Genomic DNA, 20,091 nt, shown 5'->3' with positions numbered 1-20,091 from the left:
TTCATTGCTTCAGTTCGCCATTCAGGAGTGTTGGCCGATGTCGACTTCGCCATCCGGTTCCGTGCGCCACGGTAGTTCCACTTTGGTCACGTCGCTGGTCGCTGCCGCGTTCTTCATGGAAAACCTCGACGGTTCGATTATCGCCACGGCACTGCCGCAGATGGCGCAATCGTTTCATATCAGGCCAGTAGAACTAAGTATCGGTATCACGTCTTATCTGCTGACGCTTGCCGTATTTATTCCGATCAGCGGATGGATTGCCGATCGCGTCGGCGTTCGCAACGTTTTCACCGCGGCCCTCGCGATCTTCACCGGCGCATCGATACTCTGCGGCCTGACCGGCAATCTCGTCGAATTCACTGGCGCACGCATCTTGCAGGGCATAGGCGGCGCAATGATGGTGCCAGTCGGACGTCTCGCTGTGCTGCGCGTCACGCCCAAGGAACAGTTGGTGCGCGCGATCTCGGTGATCACATGGCCGGGGCTGGTCGCGCCGGTCCTCGGGCCACCGCTCGGTGGATTCATCACGACATACTTCACGTGGCGCTGGATTTTCTATCTGAACCTGCCGCTGGGCTTGATAGGGATGGTGCTGGCCTGGCGTTTCCTCAGCGCGGAGCGCGACACGGCTTCCCGCCCTTTCGACTTACTGGGCTTTGTGCTGACCGGCGTTGCGGGCACCTCGGTCATGTATGCGATGGAGGCAATCGGCCGCGCCGACACGTCCTGGCACTCGTCGCTGGTGTTTCTCGTGGTCGGCTTCGTGGCCTGCGCGGTAGCCTGGTTCCATCTTCGCCGCACCGCGTATCCGATGATCGATTTGTCCGCGTTCCGGATCAAGACGTTCGTAGTGGCGATCTCTGGCGGTTCGCTATTCCGGATCTCGATCGGCGCGGTGCCGTTTCTGTTGCCCTTGATGTTTCAGGTTGGCTTTGGCATGAACCCGTTTCAGTCGGGCTTGCTAACGCTCGCTGTGTTTGCGGGCAATCTGTCGACGAAACTCGTTACGACGCAAATCCTGCAGCGTTTCGGCTTCCGGACCGTGCTCGTCTACAACGGCGCGTTTGCCGCAGTCACGCTCGCGAGCATGAGCCTGCTAAGGCCGACCACGGGGTATGGATGGATTCTCGGCGCACTGTTCGTCAGCGGCGTCGCACGTTCGTTGCAATTTACCGCCATCAATACGCTCGGTTTCGCTGACGTTCCAAAACCGCAGATGAGCGGCGCCTCGACCTTATCGAGCACGATGAGTCAGATGACAATGGGGATGGGCGTCGCAGCCGGCGCAATCGCGCTGCGAATCGCCTCGTGGTGGCACGGCCACGACGCTCAAACATTAGTGCCGGCAGATTTCAGCATCGCCTTTCTGATGGTGGCAGCGTTAAGCGTGATTGCGATATTCGATGTGTTTACGTTAGCCCCCCATGCGGGCGAACACGTCAGCGGGCATCGACGGAGCGTCGGCAAATCTTGACGGCTAAGCGGCTTTCGCCGCAGTTCGCAACTCGCCTAACAGCGCTTTTCCTGACCATGCAGGGCGTGCGTCGGCTCGCTCGGCTTCGTGCACGAGCTGGCAGAGTCGTTCGTTCACCGGCGCCGTTTGCCCCAGACGTTGCGCGAGGCGCACCACCTCGCCGTTGATCCAGTCGATTTCCGTAGCGCGCCCTGCCTCCAAATCGTCGGACATGGACGAACGCGCGAGTGGATCGATCGTCAGCATCGCGCGACCGACGCGTTCGAATAATGCATCAGGCAAGCGAAGAGCATGCGGTATCCAGGTGGCGGGAAGCGGCGTCACTTTGACTGGCCGTATGCCGGCCCGCTTCAGAAGCGCGAGCGCTTCTTCCTGCGCCATAGCGAGGCAAACCCGGTACGCGCGTTGCGAAAGCTCTTCCTTGAGAGGCCGGTTCGCGAGCGCATTGATTGCGTTGTTGAGGTTGAGCAACAGCTTGGCCCATTGCACGGGCAGCATATCGTCGTGCTGAATCAGCGGCAGCCCTGCATTCCTGAATGCTTCGACGAACGGCTGCATGGCCGGCGTATGCCGGATCTCCAGTTCGCCGCCCGAGCCTTGATGAAACGCACCCGGGCCGCGTTCGACGACATTGAATGGCACCATCCCTTCCAGCACCGTGTGCTGTGGCAGCGCGGCACGCAACACGTCCGCATTGCCAACGCCGTTCTGGAAGCTCACAACGATCGTGCCGGGGCGGAGCACACCGGCCAGCTCTGCAGCGGCCGTAGGCGTCGCGGCAGATTTGACGGTGACAAGCACGAGATCGGCGGCGGCGGCGCTCGCCGCGTCCGTTGATACGTCGATCCGCTCCGGTGGCGCATGCCAGCGGCTATCGTCGTGCCGCGACAGTGTGATGCCTCGATCGCGCAACTGGTCGGCCACGCGCGCACGTCCGATGAAGGTGACGTCGCTGCCCGCGGCAAGAAGTCGTCCGCCGACATAGCAGCCAATCGAGCCAGCGCCATAGATAAAGATCTTTGCCATGCTGGTTCTCACGGTTAGTCAGCGTATCCGGGACTGCGACGGTCAAGCCGGCGCAGCAGGCCTGGCCATGCCAGCGCTCCTGGCGTGCCGCTCGTTACCGCCCGGATCTGTTCCTTGATGCCAGCGAGAATCGACTGGGGGATCGGAGTCAGCTTTGCGCCACCCGACTGGGCACGTACCTGAATCATGCAGGATGCCTCAAAGAAATACATGGCGACGAAGGCGTCTGCCGGCGAAGCGCCAACCGTCAGCAGGCCGTGGTTGCGCAGCATCAGATACGTGTTGCTTCCGAGATCCCGAACGAGACGCGGTTTCTCGGCTTCGTTAAGTGCGATGCCCTCGTAGTCATGGTAGCCGAGCGATGCCAGCACCCCAAGCGATTGCTGGGAGAGCGGCAACAAGCCCGCTTCCTGCGCCGACACTGCAACGCCGTTGACCGAGTGCGTGTGCATCACGCACAGCGCGTCTTCGCGGGCCGCGTGCACAGCGCTATGGATCGTAAAGCCAGCCGGGTTGACGTCATAAGGCGATTCGACAACCTTGCGGCCGTTGAGGTCCACCTTGACCAGCGACGACGCGGTGATTTCGTCGAACATCAGGCCATACGGGTTGATCAGGAAATGGTGTTCGGGACCGGGCACGCGCGCCGAGATGTGCGTAAACACCAGGTCGTCCCACCCGAACAGCGCAACGAGGCGATACGCCGCCGCGAGATTGACTCGCGCTTCCCATTCGGCAGATGAAACTTCGTTCTTCAGACTGAGATTAGATGAGGCCACGTCGACACTCCTTATTCGATGATTCAAGCATGGGATAACCCGGGACAACGGCGAGTCCCCATGATGTTCGCGAACCGGCCTAAAATCTGTCGGGTACACGACAGGTCGACGCGCCAATGGAATCCAGCCAGAACCGCTACCGGACGCAACTCGAAACGACGCCGTGGTTCCGCGGCCTGTCCGTCGAATTGCGGGACTATCTGGTCAGCCACGCCAGCCTGGTGACGCTGGAAAGGGGTGAAGTCCTGTATCGGCGTGGCGAACAGTCTTACGGTCTGTATGCTGTGCTCGGCGGCGCGCTTGCTATCGGCACAGTCGGAGTGGATGGGAAGGAGGCGTTGCTTGCGGTATTAGGACCGACTGCGTGGGTGGGAGAAATCTCGCTGTTCGATGGGTTGCCACGTCCGAACAATGCCACTGCGGTTAGCAGGACGCTTCTGCTGCACGTGCCCGAGGCTGCGCTGAAAGACCTGCTTCACACTACGCCTCGCTATTGGCGCGATTTTGCGTTGTTGATGGCTCAAAGGCTCCGGCTTTCGTTCGACAACGCTGAAGCGATGACCTTGTTACCGGCAGCGCAACGCGTGGCGAACCGCTTGCTGTCGATTGCGGGCGGGTATGGCGGTCTAAATGCGGCGCAGAACAGGATAAGGCTCTCGCAAGACAGTCTCGCTTCAATGGTGTCGCTGTCGCGACAGACCACGAATCAGTTGCTCAAGAATCTGGAGAGTCAACGGATAGTGAGTCTGAAATCCGGGGAGATCACCATTCTTGATTTTGACCGGTTGAGGGCGGCTAGTCTTGGGGATCTCGAGACGTGAGGGATGTCGATGTCGCTGCGTATGCCCTACGTCCGCTCGAAAAGACTTCAAGCCGAATATGCCCGCAAAAATCTCTTTCGCGTAGCTTATAGTTTGGTTAAGCTGATCTCAATCGACACGACTACGTGGAGCCGACATGGAAGTGAGCACAGAAACGCTTGTTGACATGCTGCGGGAAGTGGAAGCTGACGATCCCATCGATTACGCGGACCTCCCGTTTGGTGAGCAGGAACTCAGACGTCTCGTGATGAGTTCGCTAGTCGAGCGTCACCATCTGGTCGAAGCAGGCATGTCGGTCTCCGACGTTCACGCGCTATACCTGCTAAGCACGGCCAAGCTGGTCCTCGAAAACACGGTGCTCCACGCAAGACTGCTCATGCTCCAGGGCCAACAGGTCGATGTGCAGTCGCTGCTAGCTCCCTTTACCCTAAAAGGGAAATCGTGACCGGCTCTGCGCCGATCGATTGAATCCGGCACGTCGCCGAGGGTTGTTCGGGCGAGACCTCCAGGCTCACGAGCGTCGCAAACTGCGAGCCGCTGCGCGAGCAGCAAGAATTCCTCCGAGCGCGCCACCAAGATGGCTTTGCCACGACACGCCGGGGTAAACCGGCATCACGCCCAAGAACATAGTCAGCCCGTAGCTGCCTGCCACGAACAGCGCCACCAGCATCGCGAGGATCTGCCGCGTGTAGTAAGCCCGCGCAACCAGATAGCCAGCGTAGCCGAACACCAGACCGCTAGCGCCGATGTGCACCGTGTAAGGCGCACCAAGTAGCCAGGCGCACAGGCCCGCGCCAAGCATTGCGCCGATTGTCGCCTGCCAGAAGTTCGCGATGCGCGGCCACATGCATAGCCAGCCCAGGATGATCAGTGGACCCGTGTTCGACACGATATGCATCACGTTTGCATGCAACCACGGAGCGAACAGGATGCCCTGCAGCCCGCTGAGCGTACGCGGCACCACTCCGTGTCGATTCAATTGCAGGAATGGCAACGCGGCCGACAGAAAAAAGATCACCCACATCGAACCGACAAAGGCACCGAGAAGGAAAATGCGTGCCCTAAGCCGCGCAAACAGCGAGTCGGCGGTGGAGGTCGGGCGTGCGAGCCGTATCGAGGGTTGTGGCATGACGAGTCACTTTACCAATGTGCCATCGTGGGGTAGTCGCGTCGCGAGCCTGCCCCTTTTGACATGCATAGTAGCGGAATCCAATTTGCCCGGCAAAGTCAATTCCGGACAGGTGGGCGTCACAGCAGGACACGCCGACCAGGCATAGGCGGGGGCGATTTCCGCACTGCGGCACAGCGTTTGCTACGGACTGACACCGACGCCGTGCAGCAATAACAGCGCGCAAATCAATCCAACCGTATCAAGCCGGAGGCTTAAATGGACTTCCCCGTTACCGAAGAGCAGATCAGAACGCTTGCCTTTTACCTCTGGGAGAAAGACGGCAGTCCGGAAGGCAAGTCTGACGAGTACTGGCTGAAAGCGCAGAGGCAACTGGCCGGTGAGGACAAAGCACAGGACGAGCCACCGTCCGTGACGCCAAACGACGTCTGAGGTGCGAACGTCTTATTGTCCGACTAGCGCAAGTCAGCCTTGGTGCGAACGCTGAGGTGCCAATCAATAAGCGGCGAAGTCCAGAGTATCATCAACCCATCACGCATTCGGAGGGGCTGAATTGCCGTTACCCGCAAGCACCATCAAACTCGCTGTTCTGATTCCCTGCATGCTGTTTAGCGCAAGCTCGTGGGCCACTGACATCCAGTGCGAGAGCACGCGCCAGCCCGCCCAGCGGATCATTTGCGACCACGCGATTCTGAATCATGAGTACGATGACGTCTATGAGCAGCAGCAAAGGCTTCTGCAAGAGGGAAAGCTGACGCCGAGCGATGTTGCCGCCTGGAAACAAAAGCGCGACGCCTGCACTGACGTGCACTGCATTGATGGCGTTTTCGCTGAAGCGAACAGCACCGTCGACAAGAGTCCCGCGAATATCGTCGCGGCGCCTGTCATGACCGCATCGGAAGCGCTTGGGCCTGCCTCAGGTGCGTTGCCCGCCTCTCAGGTCGCCGCTCAAGTCGCCTCTGCGGCAAGCCAGCAAGCGTCGAGTGTCCCCGTCTCGCGCCAGGGAAGCGCTTATGGTGTCGCGCTGCCGCAGTCGGTCCCAGCGGCTGCGTCCGCCCCGGCTGAGGTCAGTGCGGCATCCGCGAACACCGTTACGGCAACCGGGAATTCGTCCAGTCCGTTCTTCATCGTTCCTGGCCTTCTGTTCGTTATTGTCGTATTAGGCGTGGGCGCGATGATGATATATCGAAGGAAGCGCGAAAGATAACTGGAGACAAAACGGCTGGCTAAACTTGCTGTATCGCACTGGTTACGAGGTAGACGAGATGGCGGACCACCCTGAAATCAAGGCACTCGTGTTCGATGTGTTCGGAACGGTTGTCGATTGGCGCAATGGTGTCGCTCGCGACGTAGGCCCATTCCTCAGCCGACACGCGCTGGCGATTGACCCGTTTGAATTTGCAGACGCGTGGCGGCGTGAGTACACACCGGCAATGGAAGAGATACGAAGCGGACGGCGCCCATTCGTCAGGCTCGATGTATTGCATAAGGAAAACCTGGCCAAGGCAATGGTCGCCTATGGAATCGATCCGGGTTCAATTCCTGACGATGAACTCGACGAACTGAACCACGCCTGGCATCGGCTCGACCCATGGCCCGATTCCGTTGAGGGACTGCTAAGACTCAAGCGCCGCTTCATGATTGCGCCGCTCTCGAATGGCAACATCCGGCTGATGGTGGACATGGCCAAACGGGCTGCCCTTCCTTGGGACGCGATTCTCGGCGCGGAGGTCGTTCGGGCATACAAGCCGTCGCCGCAAGTCTATACCGACACCGTCGAAATCCTTGGTCTGAAACCCGCCGAGGTTTGCATGGTTGCAGCCCACAACGGTGACCTGGCCGCAGCGAGACAGTGTGGGCTAAAGACAGCATTCGTCATACGACCAACCGAACACGGACCCGCTCAACAGAGCGACCTGCATCCCACACAGGCGTGGGACTTTGTAGCATCGGATATGAACGATCTGGCTACGAAGCTGGGATGCCCTACCTAGCCGTCAAGCGACAAGGAGGTCACTGTGGACGAGCCAGACCTGAGTACCCTCTACCGGAACTACCTGGATTGCCTGAATAGACGGGATTGGTCGTCGCTAGGCCAGTTCGTCGGCGACGACGTCATCCACAACGGCCGACCGTTTGGCTTGTCGGGTTACCGCGAAATGTTGGAGCAGGACGTTCGCGACATTCCGGACTTGCGCTTCGATATCGAACTGCTGGTAACCGAACCTCCGGTTATCGCAAGCCGTCTGCGCTTTAGCTGCTCTCCCAAGGGCACTTTCCTCGGATTGCACATCGACGGCAAGCGCATCACTTTCACGGAGAACGTGTTCTACGCGTTCCGCGACGGAAAGATCGCGCAGGTATGGTCGGTGATCGACAAAAGCGCGATCGAAGCGCAAATATAATCTGCTCCACATTGCGACCGGCAATGTGGAGCGCCGTTAAAAGCGATACCCGATAGAAACAAACGAAATGATGGGATTGAGCTTGAGCTTCGTGGTGCTCGTCACAGTCCCAGCCTCCGCCGTGTGAGTCGTTAAAGTGGCTCGCGTCGATAGCCACATATACGACAACGACGCATCCACCGACCAGTGTTTGTCGATGTTATAGGCGAACCCCGCGTTGATGACCGGCGCAAAAGAACTGCTCAGCTTCGCCGTCGTAGTTCCCTCCAGCGCAGTTCCATAGGTGCTCGAGTACAGAAAGCTGCCACTCGACACGGCCTGGCTCAATTTCACGCCGCTATACCAGACGTACGATCCACCTGCGCCCAGGTATGGCCGGAAGTGGCTCTGCGCGTCGTTGAAGTAGTACTTCAGGAGCAGCGTCGGACTCCATTCGTAGGCCGAGCCGAGCTGCCCAAGCTCCGCAAGCGAACCGGTGCCGCTCAGATGGAATTTTGGCGGTATGCCGAATACTGCGGTGGTGGCGATGTGATCGGTAATGAAATAGGTGCCCGTAATGCCGAACGTGTCGGAGTCGTCAACCGACGCGCCCGTACCACTCTCCGTCACGCTCGTGCCAAGGGCATTGACCGTAAGCGGTTTACTCGAGTCCTGCGGCGAGAGATGGAACCATCCAAGGTTCGCGACAAAATCGCCAGCGCTTTGCGCATGCGCACCAGTACTCGCCAACAATGCAGCCGCCAGCGCGATCACGCGAATCTTCCTCATCTTGTCTCCTCCGTTTAGGTCAGTTTTTTGATAAATCAGAGGCGATTCTATGCGTACGCTCGTTCGATTCGCTATCCTATCTGTCGAATGTTGTCTCTGAAATTTGGTAAGGATTTTCGCGCTGGCGAATTAGTTCGGCATGCTTTGAATATGCACAATCTCAGTCAACGCAACGACTGGACAAAGCCAAAAGCCCGCTGGTTAGAGCGGGCTTCCGGTTGCCTTTTGTGGAAGAAAATACTTTTGCATCGTCGCGTCACCTGGAACACGACAACGCAATGCCATTTAACCGCAGCAGAAACTCGGTATGCAAGGGCTAGTGCGAAGATGTTGGCCTCGACTCCCTTCTCTTTTCTTACCTGCATTCGAGCGTCGACGCTAAGCTTTCGACGGCTCAAACAGCCTCGCTGCCGAAGCGAGATAAAGCGGCGACGGCTGGCGACGGTCCTCGCAAAGACATGTGTACGTCATCTTGATCACATGATCATCGTCCGAGGCGACCGCCATCTGGCACAACTCGCTCCAGTCAACCGCGACATTCGGAACGCTCGTTTCCGTATTGGCTGGTCTGCCGATCATTGCGTAAGCGGCGCTTAGCGCAACCCACAAGCCGGGCAGCAATTGCTCGACGAGGCTATCGTGAAGCTCGGCAAAGACGATTCGCGCGGCGCGCGTTGCCGTGACCTTGTGCAGCAATGTGAAGTCGGGTTTGCGCCAGTATGCGGCAATCGTCGCTCGCGCCAGATCGTCCAGCAAGGCCGCACTGGCGGGAGGCGCAAGGACCGCCGTGCCAAACCGCACATCGCTTGCAACGGCGCGCAAGCGTGCCGTGATCGAGCTACCGGCGAACACCGTACCGCTTAATGCGCGAGCGGCGTGATCGAATCCAGCATCGGCACTCTCAGCCCTCGGATTTTTGTCCAGGCTAATGTCAATAGGCAGATGCGACGAAATCAACGATGCCAGCCCCGCTGCAATCTCGCCGGCATGCCCCGCTTCGATGCCGTAGGCCAGCCTGATAAGCGAATGAAAGGCCTGCGTAGCAGGCGCGAAAGGAACCGCCTGCAGCACCGCCGTGATTACCTGAACAGCACCGGCGTCTACGATCCAGTCCAGGAAGCAAAGTCGTAAAGCACCGAATGCCTCACGTTCGCCCACGTGTCGCTTCCAGTCGTTACGGGAGATAGTCGCGTCAACAGGCGGTGCGCTCAAGGCGTACTCGCGCTCCCACATATCGAAGAACGCTTGCAGTCGATTAGGCGACGCCCCCATTTCCGCCAAGGCAACAAGCGCCATTGGGCAGTGATTGGTTGTACCTCTTGCGGCAAGGTCGAAACGTGCGTTCGCATCCAGAAGCTCGCTCAACTTGAGCCGAACCGAGTCGCTGTGCATGTGACTGTCTCTCAGTCAAAGGAAGGAGGTCCTATTGTGAAAGTTCAAGTAAACTTGAAGTCAAGAGCAAATACCCGGGAGCGTCATGAACGAGACGATAATCACCATCGGCGAGCTTGCGAAGCGCTCCGGCGTGGCGACAAGTGCGATCCGCTTCTACGAGGAACAGGGGCTGATTAGCAGCACCCGAACGGACGGCGGTCAACGGCAGTATCGAAGGGAGACGCTGCGCCGGGTCGGGTTTATCCGCGCCGCACAGGCCGTTGGATTGAATCTGGCGGAGATCCGATCTGCGCTTGACGCGTTGCCCGGGCAGCGCACTCCGACCAAACAGGATTGGGAGCGCCTCTCGCGGGCATGGCAGCCTTTGCTCCAGGAGCGCATAGACGGACTGATCGCCTTGCGCGATCAGCTTGCGTCCTGTGTGGGCTGCGGATGCCTGTCGTTGAAATCCTGCTCGCTCTACAACCCCGAAGACGTCGCCCGACGGCGCGGCAGCGGTGCCCGCTATCTACTGGGCGACACTTCGCGTGCGGTGCTGGCCGAGGCTAAAGGCCAATCTTGAGTACGCACTTTTCGTCCGTGCATGCAGGACGGATTTTCAGGCCTAGTCGCCTGGAAATGGTCATTCGGTTTCGGGCAAATGCACGGTAGAAGGCTCGGAATGCAGGACGATTCAAGCCGGCGTTGTAGCCTCGGAAGCCAAAAGTCGCTGCGCTACCTGCCGCGACAAATTCCCCTTCAATCCCCACCCGGCATCGCGGGACAAACCACCTGAGGATTAGCAAACTCCACGCGATTCCGCCCGCCTCGCTTCGCTTTATACAAGGCGGAGTCCGCTAGCCCGTATGCAGTATCGAAGTCCGTGCGAGCAGAATTTGCGCTGACGCCAAAACTCGCGGTAATACGACGATTCACCGGCGCAGGGAAGACGTGGCTACCAATCGCCCCGCGCATCTTCTCCGCCAGTTGCAGTGCGTCGGTGAGTCCATACCCCGGCAACAACACCGTAAATTCTTCACCGCCGACGCGACCGATAACACCCTCTTCACCAACGATGCGCCGCAGGCAGTCGACAATGCCGAGTATCACCGCATCTCCAACAGGATGTCCGTAGTCGTCGTTTACTTTTTTAAAGTCGTCGATATCGAGCAGGATCATCACGGCCCGATCGGCGCGCAGCGCTTTGATCGTCCGCTCGATCACGGCGCTACGATTCAATACATTGGTCAGCGCATCGTGTGTCGCACGATATTGCAGCTGTTGCGTCAGTGCATGCATCTCACGCTCGGCGCGGTCGCTGCGGCCAATCAGGCGGCGCGTCTCGCGCATCAGGCGTTCGAAATTTCCGATCAGCTCAGCCAGCGCCAGACGACACTGCTCCGCGTCGGCGTTGGCGTTCACATGGATCGCGCGCGCCTTCTCCAGCGCCTCGCTCTCGGTCTTAAACAGGTCCGGAGCGTCGTTCGCAGCTGCGTCCGAGGAGGAAGTTGAGCCCACCGTGGCCGCCCTTACGTCGCAACCGGGCAATCGTTGAACTCGATTGCCGTGAAATCGGCTTGCAGTTCCTCGCCAAACTCGAGAATGGTTTCGTCCTCGGCGTCCCGGAACCATCTCACCACCACGCGGTTCCCAGATGAAGCGGCCTGATCCAACGCGTCGAACACGCTGAACAGCATCTTCGTGCTCGAACTGTTGAAGTAAGTCAGCGTGACTTCCACTGTGATGACGGCATCGCTGCAACCCGCAAGGTACGCGCGAAGCCGCTCGATCACCGGAGCATAAAACGCGGCTGCGTTCTCAGGGTAAGACTCGCCCCTGAACGTCAGAACGTTCTGGTCAAATTGAAAATCGATTTCCGGCGACGTACTCGTGGCCGCGATATGAAGGTTGTCCATGGTGCCGACTCGTCCCTAGGTCAGATGATGGTCTTGAGGCAAAACAGCGTGGTTTCAGGGGCATCGACACGCGGATAAAAGGCAAATTCCAGCGGAGCGCTCGCGTCGCGAGCCATTGTCAGAAACCCGAGCCCTGCGCCCTTGCTCTCTTCTGGCGTATCGGAGCGCAGCGATATTTTGTACGCCTGCTTGATTTCTTCAAGCGACATATTGCACAACGGCTCAAGCCTCTCGCGCAGATGGCTCACAGCCGACGTCGCAACAGGATTCACGCATAACATGAGATGACGTTCACCGTCCGTCGTGATGCACACCGCGCCTTCACGGATGGCCCCGCCGGTCCCGCCGCCCTCGGCGAGCGAATCGGACGAATAGTGAATGATGTTCTGCGAGAGTTCGATAAACGACGAAAACAATTTGCGCCGGGTCGGCGCGTTGATGCCGGCCACTTCCAGTTGCAGTTTCACGACCTCACTCATCGCCGCGACTATGCTATGGGAGAAGTAGCCCTTGTGATAAAAAAGCAGGTTGCGCCTCTGAGCAAGTTCGAAAAACGCGGCATCCTGTTCTAAGAGTTCAAACATATTCATGGACTACCCTAAGCGCGTGCAAAAAATAGCGTTACGTCGTCGCGACGCGATTGTGCGCCCTGCCAGTCGGCGAGCGCGCGCTGCAAACCTTCACATATGCCGGACAATGGTTGCGCACGATTCTCGACAATGAACTCGAGAGCGCGGCGCCTCCCAAAAGCAATTTTTCGGGGACCGCCAATCTGATCGATCAACCCGTCTGTCGAAACGAACAAAAGACTTCCCTGCGGAAGCGCGACTGCGTTCAGCGCCCACGCATAGTCCGCCAGACTGTCGACATACCCTACGCCCATGCGTTCGCCCGGAATGCTCTCGAAGTTATCGGCATCCGGCCGCAAAACATGAAGGGCGATGCGTGCACCGGAAAAATAGAGTCGCTGCTGTGCAGCGTCGAACCAGAAGAATGCTGCGTCGAGGCCATCGTTCGACTGCGGCGACTCGCCTGCCCCATTTACTTGACCGAGCAACCCCTTGACGTTGCGATTGACTGCTGCGAGAAGAGCGGCTGGATCACGTGGTCCGATTCGTTCAAGCGCCTGCGAGAGTGAGGCCGAAGCAAGCAGCGTCATGAAAGCGCCCGGCACGCCATGTCCGGTGCAGTCGGCTACAGCGCCAAACCATCCGTCGGGGAACGAAGCAAAGTGATAAAAGTCGCCGCCCACCACATCACGCGGCTCCCATACCAGTTCGGCATCCGGCAACATGGACGACAACGCGTCGCGCGAAGCGCGCAACATCGCTTGCTGGATCACGCTCGCATATTCGATGCTCTGCATGATTTGCCGGTTCTTTTCCGCCTGCATCTCGGCCACGGCGCCTAACAACTGAAAGCCGCTAGCCAGTCCGGCGAACCGGCCCTGTCGCGTCACGATAAATCCATCGGAGAGCGCCTTGTTACCTACCTCGACCGTCTTGAACGTCAGCGCTTCGATGCTCATGTCCGCGTCGACAATGAGCGGATCCTTGTCCATGAACGCGATGCAGCTTTTCTTGTTGTAAAGCTCGCGGTGGAACGGCTTGCTCATCTGCGACAGGAAAATATCGCGATTGATCAGACCGATGGGGCGATCGCCCTCCAGAACGGCCAAACTGACCATATCGCCCCGCGAATAGAAAATCTCCATTGCCAGGGAGTTCGAATCGGCCGCATCGATGGCGGGGACTTCCTGACACAGGTCGCCGGCGCAACGCGGGTTTCCTGGCACGCCGGGACGACGAAACTGCGCAAGCGCGGGGTGCATTTCACGACTACCGGTTGAACGAGAAATCAAGCACGCTAAAGGGTCTTTATGACAGTTTCGTTACGCCAGACCATTAAAGGAAACCTGCTAAAAACCCCGAAAAAACGCGAGCGGGCCGGAAGGCCCGTGGCAAACGTTTTCCTTTGGCTTTGACCGTCATTTGCTACACTTGATCGACGAAACGACTCCTGCGCCACAATTACAACAAGTGCAGGTTATACATCGCGGGATGTGAAGTTGTGCGGAGGTGTCATCATGCTCGAGTCTTCCGATTTCCGGAGCAAAAAGCTGGTGCTCAATCATGGAGGCGGCCGCATGCCCGCACTCGGATTTGGCACGCTGATTCCCGATCCCGCTGTCACTATCAGCGCTACCCGAGACGCGCTGGAAGCGGGCTATCGACACCTGGATTGTGCCGAGCGATACCGCAACGAGCGCGAGGTGGGCGAAGCGCTGCGCGCAGCGCTTGCCGCCGGCGGAATCGCACGCGAAGACATCTTCGTGACCACAAAATTGTGGAATTCCAATCATCGGCCCGAGCGAGTCGAACCAGCTTTCAACGCAAGCCTTGAAAGGCTCGGCCTCGATTACCTTGATCTCTATCTGATCCACACTCCGTTTGCATTTCAACCGGGAGATGAGCAGGACCCGCGTGATGCAAACGGTAATGTCATCTACGACAAGGGCGTGACTTTGCTGGACACATGGGGCGCGATGGAAAAGCTCGTCGACCATGGAAGATGCGGGGCTATCGGACTATCTGACATCGGTTTGGACGAGTTACGACCGCTCTATGAAGCCGCACGAATCAAGCCGGCGGCGGTACAGGTGGAAGCACATCCGTATCTCCCGGAAACCGAACTCCTGGAGTTCTGCAAAGAGCATGGCATCGTGTTTTTGGCCTTTGCGCCACTAGGTCACGGAATCAGGCCGGGACCGCTCGAGGATCCGGTCATTTCGCAGATTGCCGTGCGAACTGGAAAGACGCCAGCCCAGGTACTGCTTGCGTGGGCGATCCAACGTGGTGGGGCTTTGCTTACCACCCCGAAAACTGCAGCACGCGCGCAAGAGAATCTGGATGTTTCCGCACTTCCAGAAGACGCGTTCGATGAGATTAACCGGATTGAGACGCGGCAGAGGTTCAACGAAGTCGTCAAGACCGGCAGCCCCGGTTTCATTCCGCGCCGCACGCAATAAGCGAAGGCGACTTCCGAGTCATCGAATACGCTATTCGTACCAGCCAGATCGCGTGACGTGGCGTGGCCTCGCGGTGAGATTTGCGGCGTTATACTTTACTAACGCCCGACAACACGCGTCATCGCTCCCTTTTCCATGACTGAGTATGCCCAGTTCCAGCAAGTGTCCGAGATACCCGGCCTGGTGCTGAGTACCGCACGCTTCACGGATTTCAGTTTCGACCGCCACTTCCACCTCGATTTACATGTGGGGCTAGTGACGGACGGGGTTCAGCGCCAGAGGGTTAACGGAAAGGCCGTCCTGCACGGACCCGGGACAGTGGTTCTGATGCCGCCAGGCGAGATCCACGATGGCGTCACGGCGGATGGCAGCCAATCCACGCTCAGGACATTCCGCCTTTCACAGGAACTCCTCGCCAGCGTGGCAGAGGAGATCGGCGGCCTTCACCGCACGCCGGAATTCGCAGGCGCCTTACTCGAAGACCCCCTGCTAGCTGGCCATCTCCTGCGCCTGCACAATGAGATGAGGTGGTGTAACGCTGCGAGCAGTCTTGAGATGCAGACGGAATGGCTCACGTTGCTGGAACGTCTGTTGGGCCAATCGCGCACGATCGTGCCTGAAACGGTGCGCGGCTCGCTTTCGCGCATTCAGTGGGAACGCGTCAAAGACTACTGCTTCAACCACCTCGGCGACAAGATCACGCTGGATGAACTGGCCGCACTCTGCTCGCTCGGCAGGTTCCAGTTCCTCAAGCAATTCAAGCAGACCGTCGGGATGACGCCTCACGCGTGGTTGCTCCGTCTTCGTCTCGAGCGAGCTTGCGCGCTTTTGTCCCGAAGCTCACAGGCAATCGCAACCGTCGCTCAGGAAGTCGGATTTTACGATCAAAGCCATTTCAATCGCGCTTTCCGGCAGGCCTACGGCGCCGCGCCGTCGAACTACAGGGCCTGAAGCGTGCCCACGGCTTGACGATCGATCAATTTTTTACAAGTCCAGCGACCTCACTCGACATACGATGCGCCAATCAGGGAGGAAGTTCTCCGCCCGTCGAGTTAAGGAAACGACAATGGACAGTAGTAATCGGTCGGACGGCGCCCAGACGCCGGCTATGGGATTCACGAGCGATAACATCGCGGGCGCGTCGCCGGAGGTCATTGAAGCCATCTTGGCGAATAGCACCGGGCAAGCGAGCCCATATGGAGCAGATGAGCTCACGGCTCGCGTCGAACATAAGTTGAGCGAAATCTTCGAGCGCGAAGTCGACGTGTTTCTGGTGCCCACCGGCACCGCCGCCAACGCGCTGTGCCTGAGCGCGATGACGCCACCGTGGGGCAACATCTATTGCCATCCGGCGAGCCATATCAACAACGACGAGTGTGGCGCGCCCGTGTTCTATGCGAATGGCGCGAAGCTGGTCGCGGTGGACGGCCCATCCGCGAAGATCGACCCCGCAAGTCTTGGTAGCGCGGCTCGCGTGAAAGTGGGTGACGTCCATTCGACGCAACCATCGTGCGTCAGCATCACACAGGCGACGGAAGAAGGAGGCGTTTACACCCTCGACGAGATCGGAGCGCTGGCGGAGGTCTGCAAGGCATCCTCCATCAAACTTCATATGGATGGCTCACGATTTGCCAATGCACTGGTCTCGCTGGGCTGCTCGCCTGCGGAAATGACATGGAAGGCCGGGGTCGATGCCTTGTCGTTCGGTGCAACCAAGAACGGTGTGTTCGCAGCGGAAGCGATCGTGCTGTTCGATGCATCCCTCGCGCCCGAAATGGGTTACCGCCGCAAACGTGCGGGTCATCTGTTCTCGAAGATGCGCTTTCTTTCGGCCCAGATAGACGCATACTTGACCGACGATCTCTGGTTGCGCAACGCACGCCAGGCCAACGACGCTGCGCAGCGCCTGATCCAGGGACTCGCGGGGTTGAGCGGCATCGAAGTGCTCGGCGCGCCTGAGGCCAACATCGTGTTTTGCCGATTGCCGTCAGCGGTGATCGAGTCGCTACTTCAGGCAGGATTCAAGTTTTATCACGATCGCTGGGAAACCAACGTCGTCCGCTTCGTGACGTCGTTCTCTACCACGGCTGAGGATGTCGACAACCTGCTTGCGCATGTGACACGTCATTACGCGGGTCGATGATGATTGTGCGAAGACGCCTGCCCAAAGTAATGAGCGGGCGTTGGACATTAAAGATCAACTTGCGTATCGAGCTTATTCTGAATTAGGATGCGCGAAAACCTAGCGACTCCATCTAAACGTTCCAATGTAAAACCCGTTTCCGCTGTATAGCTCTTTGCCGCCGCCATCCTCACGGGTGCGGTTGTATCTGCATGGACAACGGATTTTATCAATGGAACATAGTCTACCTGGGGTGCATAAGCACCCCTGCCTACACTCGTGCGCCCGGTCTCGCGCATCGTGCCTTTCGTCGCTGCTGGTCGATCTTGATCGCTGCCCGCTAACAACGCTATTGAGCTCTGGCGAGGCGTTCTATGCTCAATAAAGACTTGCTGACGAAACTGTCTGCTGAACTTCAGACTACTTACGATTGCCATACCGCGATTCTTTATGGTTCGCGCGCACGCGATGACTGGGACGCAGCGAGCGACATCGACGTAATGGCGTTTCGTGACGCCGGAGGTCCGGAGCGTGTCGCATCGCAATGGAATGGGTTATTCCTGGACTTGTTCGTGCACGCCACAAACGACGAGGCCGATCCCGATTGGATCCGCATTCATGCAGGTCGAGTGCTATTCCAGCGAGGCGCATTCGGTGACGACGTGCTCGCGAAAGTGCACGCCCAGTACACCGCCGGGCCTGAACAGATACCCGAGGCCGAGATATCGATTCGCAGGGCTTGGGCAGCGAAGATGCTAAGGCGAGCTGCTAAAGGAGATGCTGAAGGTGACTACCGGCGTCATTGGCTCTTGTTCTCACTGCTCGAGGATTACTTCGCGGCCCGAGGTCGATGGTATTTAGGCCCAAAGCAAGCCCTGCGCACCATGGAAGACATAAACGCGAAACACTGCGAAGTATTCAAAATGGCGCTAAAACCCGAGGCAAGCCTCGCCGCGATCGAACAAGCGGTTGCAGCCACATTTGAGCTGACGGAAGCACGTCTATGAGTTATCAGGCACACATATTCCCCGATCACTGACTAGCATCAGGATGCGCCGCCTGATACACCTGCAGGCGACTCGCGTACACCGCGGCATTCCGTTCGTCGCCAGTGGCCCGATAGATTTCCTTGAGCTCGTCCAGAACATCTGGATTTGTTGCTCCGATAGCGTCGTATTCAGCAAGCAGTTGCTGCTGAATCGCTAGTGCTTCGGTATTCTTGCCCAAAAGGCGCAGCGTCCAACCCACCGAGCACCATGCTTGACGGGTTGCCTCTGCGTCTCCCTCACGTTCGCGCAGCGCGAGCGCAATGCGAAACTGTTCGAGTGCCTCCGCGTAGCGGCCGAGATCATTGAGCGCGTTTCCAATATTGTTGCGCAGTGACGCCTCCCAATGCTGCGCCGTGGAATCCGAGGACTGCAAGGCGAGTGTCAACGCGCGCTCGTCCCAGCGCAACTGATCCGCCGGCGCGGTATCGGTGAAGGCCATCATGTGCAGAGCATCCACCGCTAGCGCGTCGAGATGATGCTGGTTTGCTATGCGAAACGCCGCGCTATATTCATTACGCGCCTCGCGCACCATGTCCGGCGTCACCCCTCCAGGAACGGATACGGCCGAGGCAAATGTGCGGCCCCGCTCCAGGTGATAGCGCGCCTGTGCCTCTGACGAGACGTGGGCCAGTTCAGGTTTGAGACTGTCGAGGATCTGACGTGCCTGGACAAACTGACCGCGTAAACCGTAGGTTCGCGCGATCTGGGTCTGGAGAATGAATGTTTGATCTGCATCGGCACCTGCCAGCGCGGCGCGGAAATGTTCCTCGCTCTGGGCAGGTGAATCCCAGTTCCAAAGCTGATTGATGTCTAGCGGCGCGGCGAGCAGCGGTCGAGAAAGGCTGATTGCAATAAGGAATGCGAGCGCGGCATATAGCCGGATCTGCCCACGCGATCGTCTTAACGTGCGGCTCCATCGGAGGCGATGAATGCGCAGCAAAGATTGCATCGGTTCGATCTGCTTCATGGTCACCGGCATAAACATCCTAGGGAAAACTCGCATGCTAGCGTCAAATGACGGCGCGAAAAAAATGCTATTCCACTAACTGCCAGGACACCCGCCGAAGATACGGCCACTCGCGCTGCCAACGCGCGGCTTTCTCTTCGTACACCTCAGGTATCCAAAGTGCGTGATTGGGCCTCAATATGCCGTCGAACAGAGACGTCAGGCCAAAAGGCGCATAGACTTGAAACTCTCCTTGCCGGCGCTTGACCCCAACCGCAGTCGTCGCGCACGGAAATCGATCTATGCCATCCGAAGCCCTATTTACAGGGCCAAACGGGATTCCAAACTTCTGCCCATACCAAAGTGAAACACGCGCTTGATTGCGTACCTGCACCTCAACGGGGAGGTCGGCGAATATGCGACTCGCATTGCCAATGACCTCGTTTTCCGCATCCCATGACGTATCCGGATCGTAGTAGAACAGGTCGTAATCCCGAATGCCTACATGGATATCTCGTGCGCAAGCAATATTCCAGACGGATTGCGCAATGCAGCCAGCCGTCAGCCACCAATCCTCAAAGCCGAGTTGTACCGCCCGATCAAGAATTAGCGAGTTCCATTGATTCGCTCTCGTAACCTGAATCAAACGGTGCTCCAGGGTCGCACTCATTTGATAGTTCGTTCCATGACGATGACTTCGCCGGTGAATCGCTGATTGGTCGTGCGACGGATCTCTTCAAAGCCCTCACGCCGCCAGAAAGCTAATCCACCCGGGTTCGTTGAAATGGCTGCGAGCTGCAATCTGCGGTAACCCCACTCATGCGCCATCGCGTCTATCAACGCCAATGCGCCTGTGCCGTAACCTCGACGCTGGTGCGCTTCAGAAAAGAACAGCAGCCCTATCCACGCACAGTCATCAGTCGGATACGCGCGAATCACGTCAGCACACCCGATCATCTCCGACCCAACATAGAAGCCGAACACCGATTTGTCCGCTAGATCCTTGGCGTCCGGTTTGCCATAGAAGAAGTCCTCGACATCTTCTGCAGACGGCAAACGACCTTCAACCAGTTCGGTGTACGAGGGCGATTCCAGAAAAATGCGCAGCGCATTGGCGCGGTCGTCGTGCGACTCGTTGGCGAGCGGGCGGATTGTTAGCATCAGGTGAACCGTCGAAGTGAGAGCGGTAATTCTAAATGCAACAAAAGGGCGGTGCTCAGTCGTATGAGATGATACCGACACGCTCATACTTCC

24 protein-coding genes are annotated in these 20,091 nt (G+C 58.3%); 12 read left to right on the top strand and 12 right to left on the bottom strand.

What is annotated here, in order from left to right; translation table 11 throughout:
- Positions 1-37 precede the first annotated feature (37 nt).
- Positions 38-1,474: an MFS transporter gene (locus P3T24_RS12420; RefSeq protein WP_429434906.1), complete on the top strand. Its 1,437-nt coding sequence runs from the start codon at positions 38-40 to the stop codon at positions 1,472-1,474.
- 3 nt (positions 1,475-1,477) lie between these two features.
- Here P3T24_RS12420 and P3T24_RS12415 read toward each other — a convergent pair whose 3' ends face one another.
- Both P3T24_RS12415 and P3T24_RS12410 read right to left on the bottom strand, forming a co-directional pair.
- The gene (locus tag P3T24_RS12415; RefSeq protein WP_429434903.1) at positions 1,478-2,500 is read right to left on the bottom strand and encodes a 2-dehydropantoate 2-reductase; all 1,023 of its coding nucleotides are present in this window, start codon (positions 2,498-2,500) and stop codon (positions 1,478-1,480) included.
- Positions 2,501-2,514: 14 nt separating this feature from the next.
- Positions 2,515-3,279, bottom strand: coding sequence for a class II aldolase/adducin family protein (locus P3T24_RS12410; protein ID WP_074267055.1), 765 nt, complete (start codon positions 3,277-3,279; stop codon positions 2,515-2,517).
- 116 nt (positions 3,280-3,395) lie between these two features.
- Between P3T24_RS12410 and P3T24_RS12405 the strand changes: the two genes are divergently transcribed.
- The gene (locus tag P3T24_RS12405; protein WP_429434900.1) at positions 3,396-4,100 is read left to right on the top strand and encodes a Crp/Fnr family transcriptional regulator; all 705 of its coding nucleotides are present in this window, start codon (positions 3,396-3,398) and stop codon (positions 4,098-4,100) included.
- 136 nt (positions 4,101-4,236) lie between these two features.
- Positions 4,237-4,545 (top strand): hypothetical protein, encoded by a 309-nt coding sequence (locus P3T24_RS12400; RefSeq protein WP_074267053.1) that lies wholly within the window; start codon positions 4,237-4,239, stop codon positions 4,543-4,545.
- 66 nt (positions 4,546-4,611) lie between these two features.
- On the opposite strand, the gene P3T24_RS12395 is transcribed toward P3T24_RS12400, so the two are convergent.
- A complete protein-coding gene (locus P3T24_RS12395; protein WP_429434897.1) occupies positions 4,612-5,229 on the bottom strand; it encodes a rhomboid family intramembrane serine protease in 618 nt (205 codons plus the stop codon).
- A gap of 258 nt (positions 5,230-5,487) precedes the next feature.
- Here P3T24_RS12395 and P3T24_RS12390 point away from each other — a divergent pair, with 258 nt between their 5' ends.
- From P3T24_RS12390 to P3T24_RS12375, 4 genes are all read left to right on the top strand, one after another.
- Complete coding sequence (locus P3T24_RS12390; RefSeq protein WP_074267051.1) at positions 5,488-5,661, top strand: DUF2934 domain-containing protein; 174 nt, start codon at positions 5,488-5,490, stop codon at positions 5,659-5,661.
- A 121-nt stretch (positions 5,662-5,782) separates the two neighbouring features.
- Positions 5,783-6,436 (top strand): hypothetical protein, encoded by a 654-nt coding sequence (locus P3T24_RS12385; protein ID WP_254368950.1) that lies wholly within the window; start codon positions 5,783-5,785, stop codon positions 6,434-6,436.
- A gap of 58 nt (positions 6,437-6,494) precedes the next feature.
- Positions 6,495-7,223, top strand: a complete 729-nt coding sequence (locus P3T24_RS12380) for a haloacid dehalogenase type II (protein ID WP_074269270.1) — start codon at positions 6,495-6,497, stop codon at positions 7,221-7,223.
- Between the two features lie 24 nt (positions 7,224-7,247).
- Positions 7,248-7,634 (top strand): ester cyclase, encoded by a 387-nt coding sequence (locus P3T24_RS12375; RefSeq protein ID WP_429287330.1) that lies wholly within the window; start codon positions 7,248-7,250, stop codon positions 7,632-7,634.
- Between the two features lie 36 nt (positions 7,635-7,670).
- Here the strand turns inward: P3T24_RS12375 and P3T24_RS12370 are convergent, their stop codons facing one another.
- A complete protein-coding gene (locus P3T24_RS12370) occupies positions 7,671-8,402 on the bottom strand; it encodes an OmpW/AlkL family protein (RefSeq protein WP_429406132.1) in 732 nt (243 codons plus the stop codon).
- Between the two features lie 378 nt (positions 8,403-8,780).
- Entirely contained in the window at positions 8,781-9,794 is a 1,014-nt protein-coding gene (locus tag P3T24_RS12365) for a questin oxidase family protein (protein ID WP_429434893.1), read from the bottom strand.
- Between the two features lie 85 nt (positions 9,795-9,879).
- Here P3T24_RS12365 and soxR point away from each other — a divergent pair, with 85 nt between their 5' ends.
- Positions 9,880-10,359 carry a redox-sensitive transcriptional activator SoxR gene (gene soxR, locus P3T24_RS12360; protein WP_429406130.1) on the top strand — a complete coding sequence of 160 codons (480 nt, stop codon included), beginning with the start codon at positions 9,880-9,882 and terminating at the stop codon, positions 10,357-10,359.
- Between the two features lie 176 nt (positions 10,360-10,535).
- On the opposite strand, the gene P3T24_RS12355 is transcribed toward soxR, so the two are convergent.
- The 4 genes from P3T24_RS12355 to P3T24_RS12340 are packed head-to-tail and all read right to left on the bottom strand — an operon-like array spanning position 10,536 to position 13,523.
- A complete protein-coding gene (locus P3T24_RS12355) occupies positions 10,536-11,294 on the bottom strand; it encodes a GGDEF domain-containing protein (RefSeq protein WP_429435309.1) in 759 nt (252 codons plus the stop codon).
- Positions 11,295-11,305: 11 nt separating this feature from the next.
- Positions 11,306-11,692, bottom strand: coding sequence for a DUF1987 domain-containing protein (locus P3T24_RS12350; protein ID WP_074267044.1), 387 nt, complete (start codon positions 11,690-11,692; stop codon positions 11,306-11,308).
- A gap of 20 nt (positions 11,693-11,712) precedes the next feature.
- Positions 11,713-12,276 carry a SiaB family protein kinase gene (locus P3T24_RS12345; protein ID WP_074267043.1) on the bottom strand — a complete coding sequence of 188 codons (564 nt, stop codon included), beginning with the start codon at positions 12,274-12,276 and terminating at the stop codon, positions 11,713-11,715.
- A 14-nt stretch (positions 12,277-12,290) separates the two neighbouring features.
- Positions 12,291-13,523, bottom strand: a complete 1,233-nt coding sequence (locus tag P3T24_RS12340; RefSeq protein WP_167379428.1) for a SpoIIE family protein phosphatase — start codon at positions 13,521-13,523, stop codon at positions 12,291-12,293.
- Positions 13,524-13,778: 255 nt separating this feature from the next.
- Here P3T24_RS12340 and P3T24_RS12335 point away from each other — a divergent pair, with 255 nt between their 5' ends.
- The 4 genes from P3T24_RS12335 to P3T24_RS12320 all read left to right on the top strand — a co-directional run bounded on the left by P3T24_RS12335 (position 13,779) and on the right by P3T24_RS12320 (position 17,849).
- Entirely contained in the window at positions 13,779-14,720 is a 942-nt protein-coding gene (locus P3T24_RS12335; RefSeq protein WP_429434890.1) for an aldo/keto reductase, read from the top strand.
- Positions 14,721-14,855: 135 nt separating this feature from the next.
- On the top strand, positions 14,856-15,671 hold the full coding sequence (locus P3T24_RS12330; RefSeq protein WP_429434887.1) for an AraC family transcriptional regulator: 816 nt from the start codon (positions 14,856-14,858) through the stop codon (positions 15,669-15,671).
- A 115-nt stretch (positions 15,672-15,786) separates the two neighbouring features.
- Complete coding sequence (locus P3T24_RS12325) at positions 15,787-16,863, top strand: threonine aldolase family protein (RefSeq protein WP_429434885.1); 1,077 nt, start codon at positions 15,787-15,789, stop codon at positions 16,861-16,863.
- Positions 16,864-17,216: 353 nt separating this feature from the next.
- Entirely contained in the window at positions 17,217-17,849 is a 633-nt protein-coding gene (locus tag P3T24_RS12320; RefSeq protein WP_429434883.1) for a nucleotidyltransferase domain-containing protein, read from the top strand.
- A 25-nt stretch (positions 17,850-17,874) separates the two neighbouring features.
- Here the strand turns inward: P3T24_RS12320 and P3T24_RS12315 are convergent, their stop codons facing one another.
- From P3T24_RS12315 to P3T24_RS12305, 3 genes are all read right to left on the bottom strand, one after another.
- On the bottom strand, positions 17,875-18,858 hold the full coding sequence (locus P3T24_RS12315) for a tetratricopeptide repeat protein (protein ID WP_429434880.1): 984 nt from the start codon (positions 18,856-18,858) through the stop codon (positions 17,875-17,877).
- Positions 18,859-18,925: 67 nt separating this feature from the next.
- Positions 18,926-19,507, bottom strand: a complete 582-nt coding sequence (locus P3T24_RS12310) for a nucleotidyltransferase family protein (RefSeq protein WP_429434878.1) — start codon at positions 19,505-19,507, stop codon at positions 18,926-18,928.
- Complete coding sequence (locus P3T24_RS12305) at positions 19,504-20,085, bottom strand: N-acetyltransferase family protein (RefSeq protein ID WP_429434876.1); 582 nt, start codon at positions 20,083-20,085, stop codon at positions 19,504-19,506. Before P3T24_RS12305 ends, P3T24_RS12310 begins: the two co-directional genes overlap by 4 nt.
- Positions 20,086-20,091: the final 6 nt, after the last annotated feature.

The organism is Paraburkholderia sp. GAS33, assembly GCF_050436645.1.
GTDB classification, from domain to species: domain Bacteria; phylum Pseudomonadota; class Gammaproteobacteria; order Burkholderiales; family Burkholderiaceae; genus Paraburkholderia; species Paraburkholderia phenazinium_B.
The sequence above is the reverse complement of the archived record's forward strand: the minus strand, read 5'-3'. Positions and strand labels throughout refer to the sequence as shown.

Coding starts and splice junctions, on each gene's coding strand:
- P3T24_RS12365 (WP_429434893.1), bottom strand. CDS start 9,794: ATGCACAGCGACTCGGTTCGGCTCAAGTTGAGCGAGCTTCTGGATGCG.
- P3T24_RS12305 (WP_429434876.1), bottom strand. CDS start 20,085: ATGAGCGTGTCGGTATCATCTCATACGACTGAGCACCGCCCTTTTGTT.
- P3T24_RS12400 (WP_074267053.1), top strand. CDS start 4,237: ATGGAAGTGAGCACAGAAACGCTTGTTGACATGCTGCGGGAAGTGGAA.
- P3T24_RS12380 (WP_074269270.1), top strand. CDS start 6,495: ATGGCGGACCACCCTGAAATCAAGGCACTCGTGTTCGATGTGTTCGGA.
- soxR (WP_429406130.1), top strand. CDS start 9,880: ATGAACGAGACGATAATCACCATCGGCGAGCTTGCGAAGCGCTCCGGC.
- P3T24_RS12335 (WP_429434890.1), top strand. CDS start 13,779: ATGCTCGAGTCTTCCGATTTCCGGAGCAAAAAGCTGGTGCTCAATCAT.
- P3T24_RS12320 (WP_429434883.1), top strand. CDS start 17,217: ATGCTCAATAAAGACTTGCTGACGAAACTGTCTGCTGAACTTCAGACT.
- P3T24_RS12395 (WP_429434897.1), bottom strand. CDS start 5,229: ATGCCACAACCCTCGATACGGCTCGCACGCCCGACCTCCACCGCCGAC.
- P3T24_RS12390 (WP_074267051.1), top strand. CDS start 5,488: ATGGACTTCCCCGTTACCGAAGAGCAGATCAGAACGCTTGCCTTTTAC.
- P3T24_RS12350 (WP_074267044.1), bottom strand. CDS start 11,692: ATGGACAACCTTCATATCGCGGCCACGAGTACGTCGCCGGAAATCGAT.
- P3T24_RS12315 (WP_429434880.1), bottom strand. CDS start 18,858: ATGAAGCAGATCGAACCGATGCAATCTTTGCTGCGCATTCATCGCCTC.
- P3T24_RS12340 (WP_167379428.1), bottom strand. CDS start 13,523: ATGCACCCCGCGCTTGCGCAGTTTCGTCGTCCCGGCGTGCCAGGAAAC.
- P3T24_RS12420 (WP_429434906.1), top strand. CDS start 38: ATGTCGACTTCGCCATCCGGTTCCGTGCGCCACGGTAGTTCCACTTTG.
- P3T24_RS12370 (WP_429406132.1), bottom strand. CDS start 8,402: ATGAGGAAGATTCGCGTGATCGCGCTGGCGGCTGCATTGTTGGCGAGT.
- P3T24_RS12405 (WP_429434900.1), top strand. CDS start 3,396: ATGGAATCCAGCCAGAACCGCTACCGGACGCAACTCGAAACGACGCCG.
- P3T24_RS12345 (WP_074267043.1), bottom strand. CDS start 12,276: ATGTTTGAACTCTTAGAACAGGATGCCGCGTTTTTCGAACTTGCTCAG.
- P3T24_RS12415 (WP_429434903.1), bottom strand. CDS start 2,500: ATGGCAAAGATCTTTATCTATGGCGCTGGCTCGATTGGCTGCTATGTC.
- P3T24_RS12330 (WP_429434887.1), top strand. CDS start 14,856: ATGACTGAGTATGCCCAGTTCCAGCAAGTGTCCGAGATACCCGGCCTG.
- P3T24_RS12325 (WP_429434885.1), top strand. CDS start 15,787: ATGGACAGTAGTAATCGGTCGGACGGCGCCCAGACGCCGGCTATGGGA.
- P3T24_RS12310 (WP_429434878.1), bottom strand. CDS start 19,507: ATGAGTGCGACCCTGGAGCACCGTTTGATTCAGGTTACGAGAGCGAAT.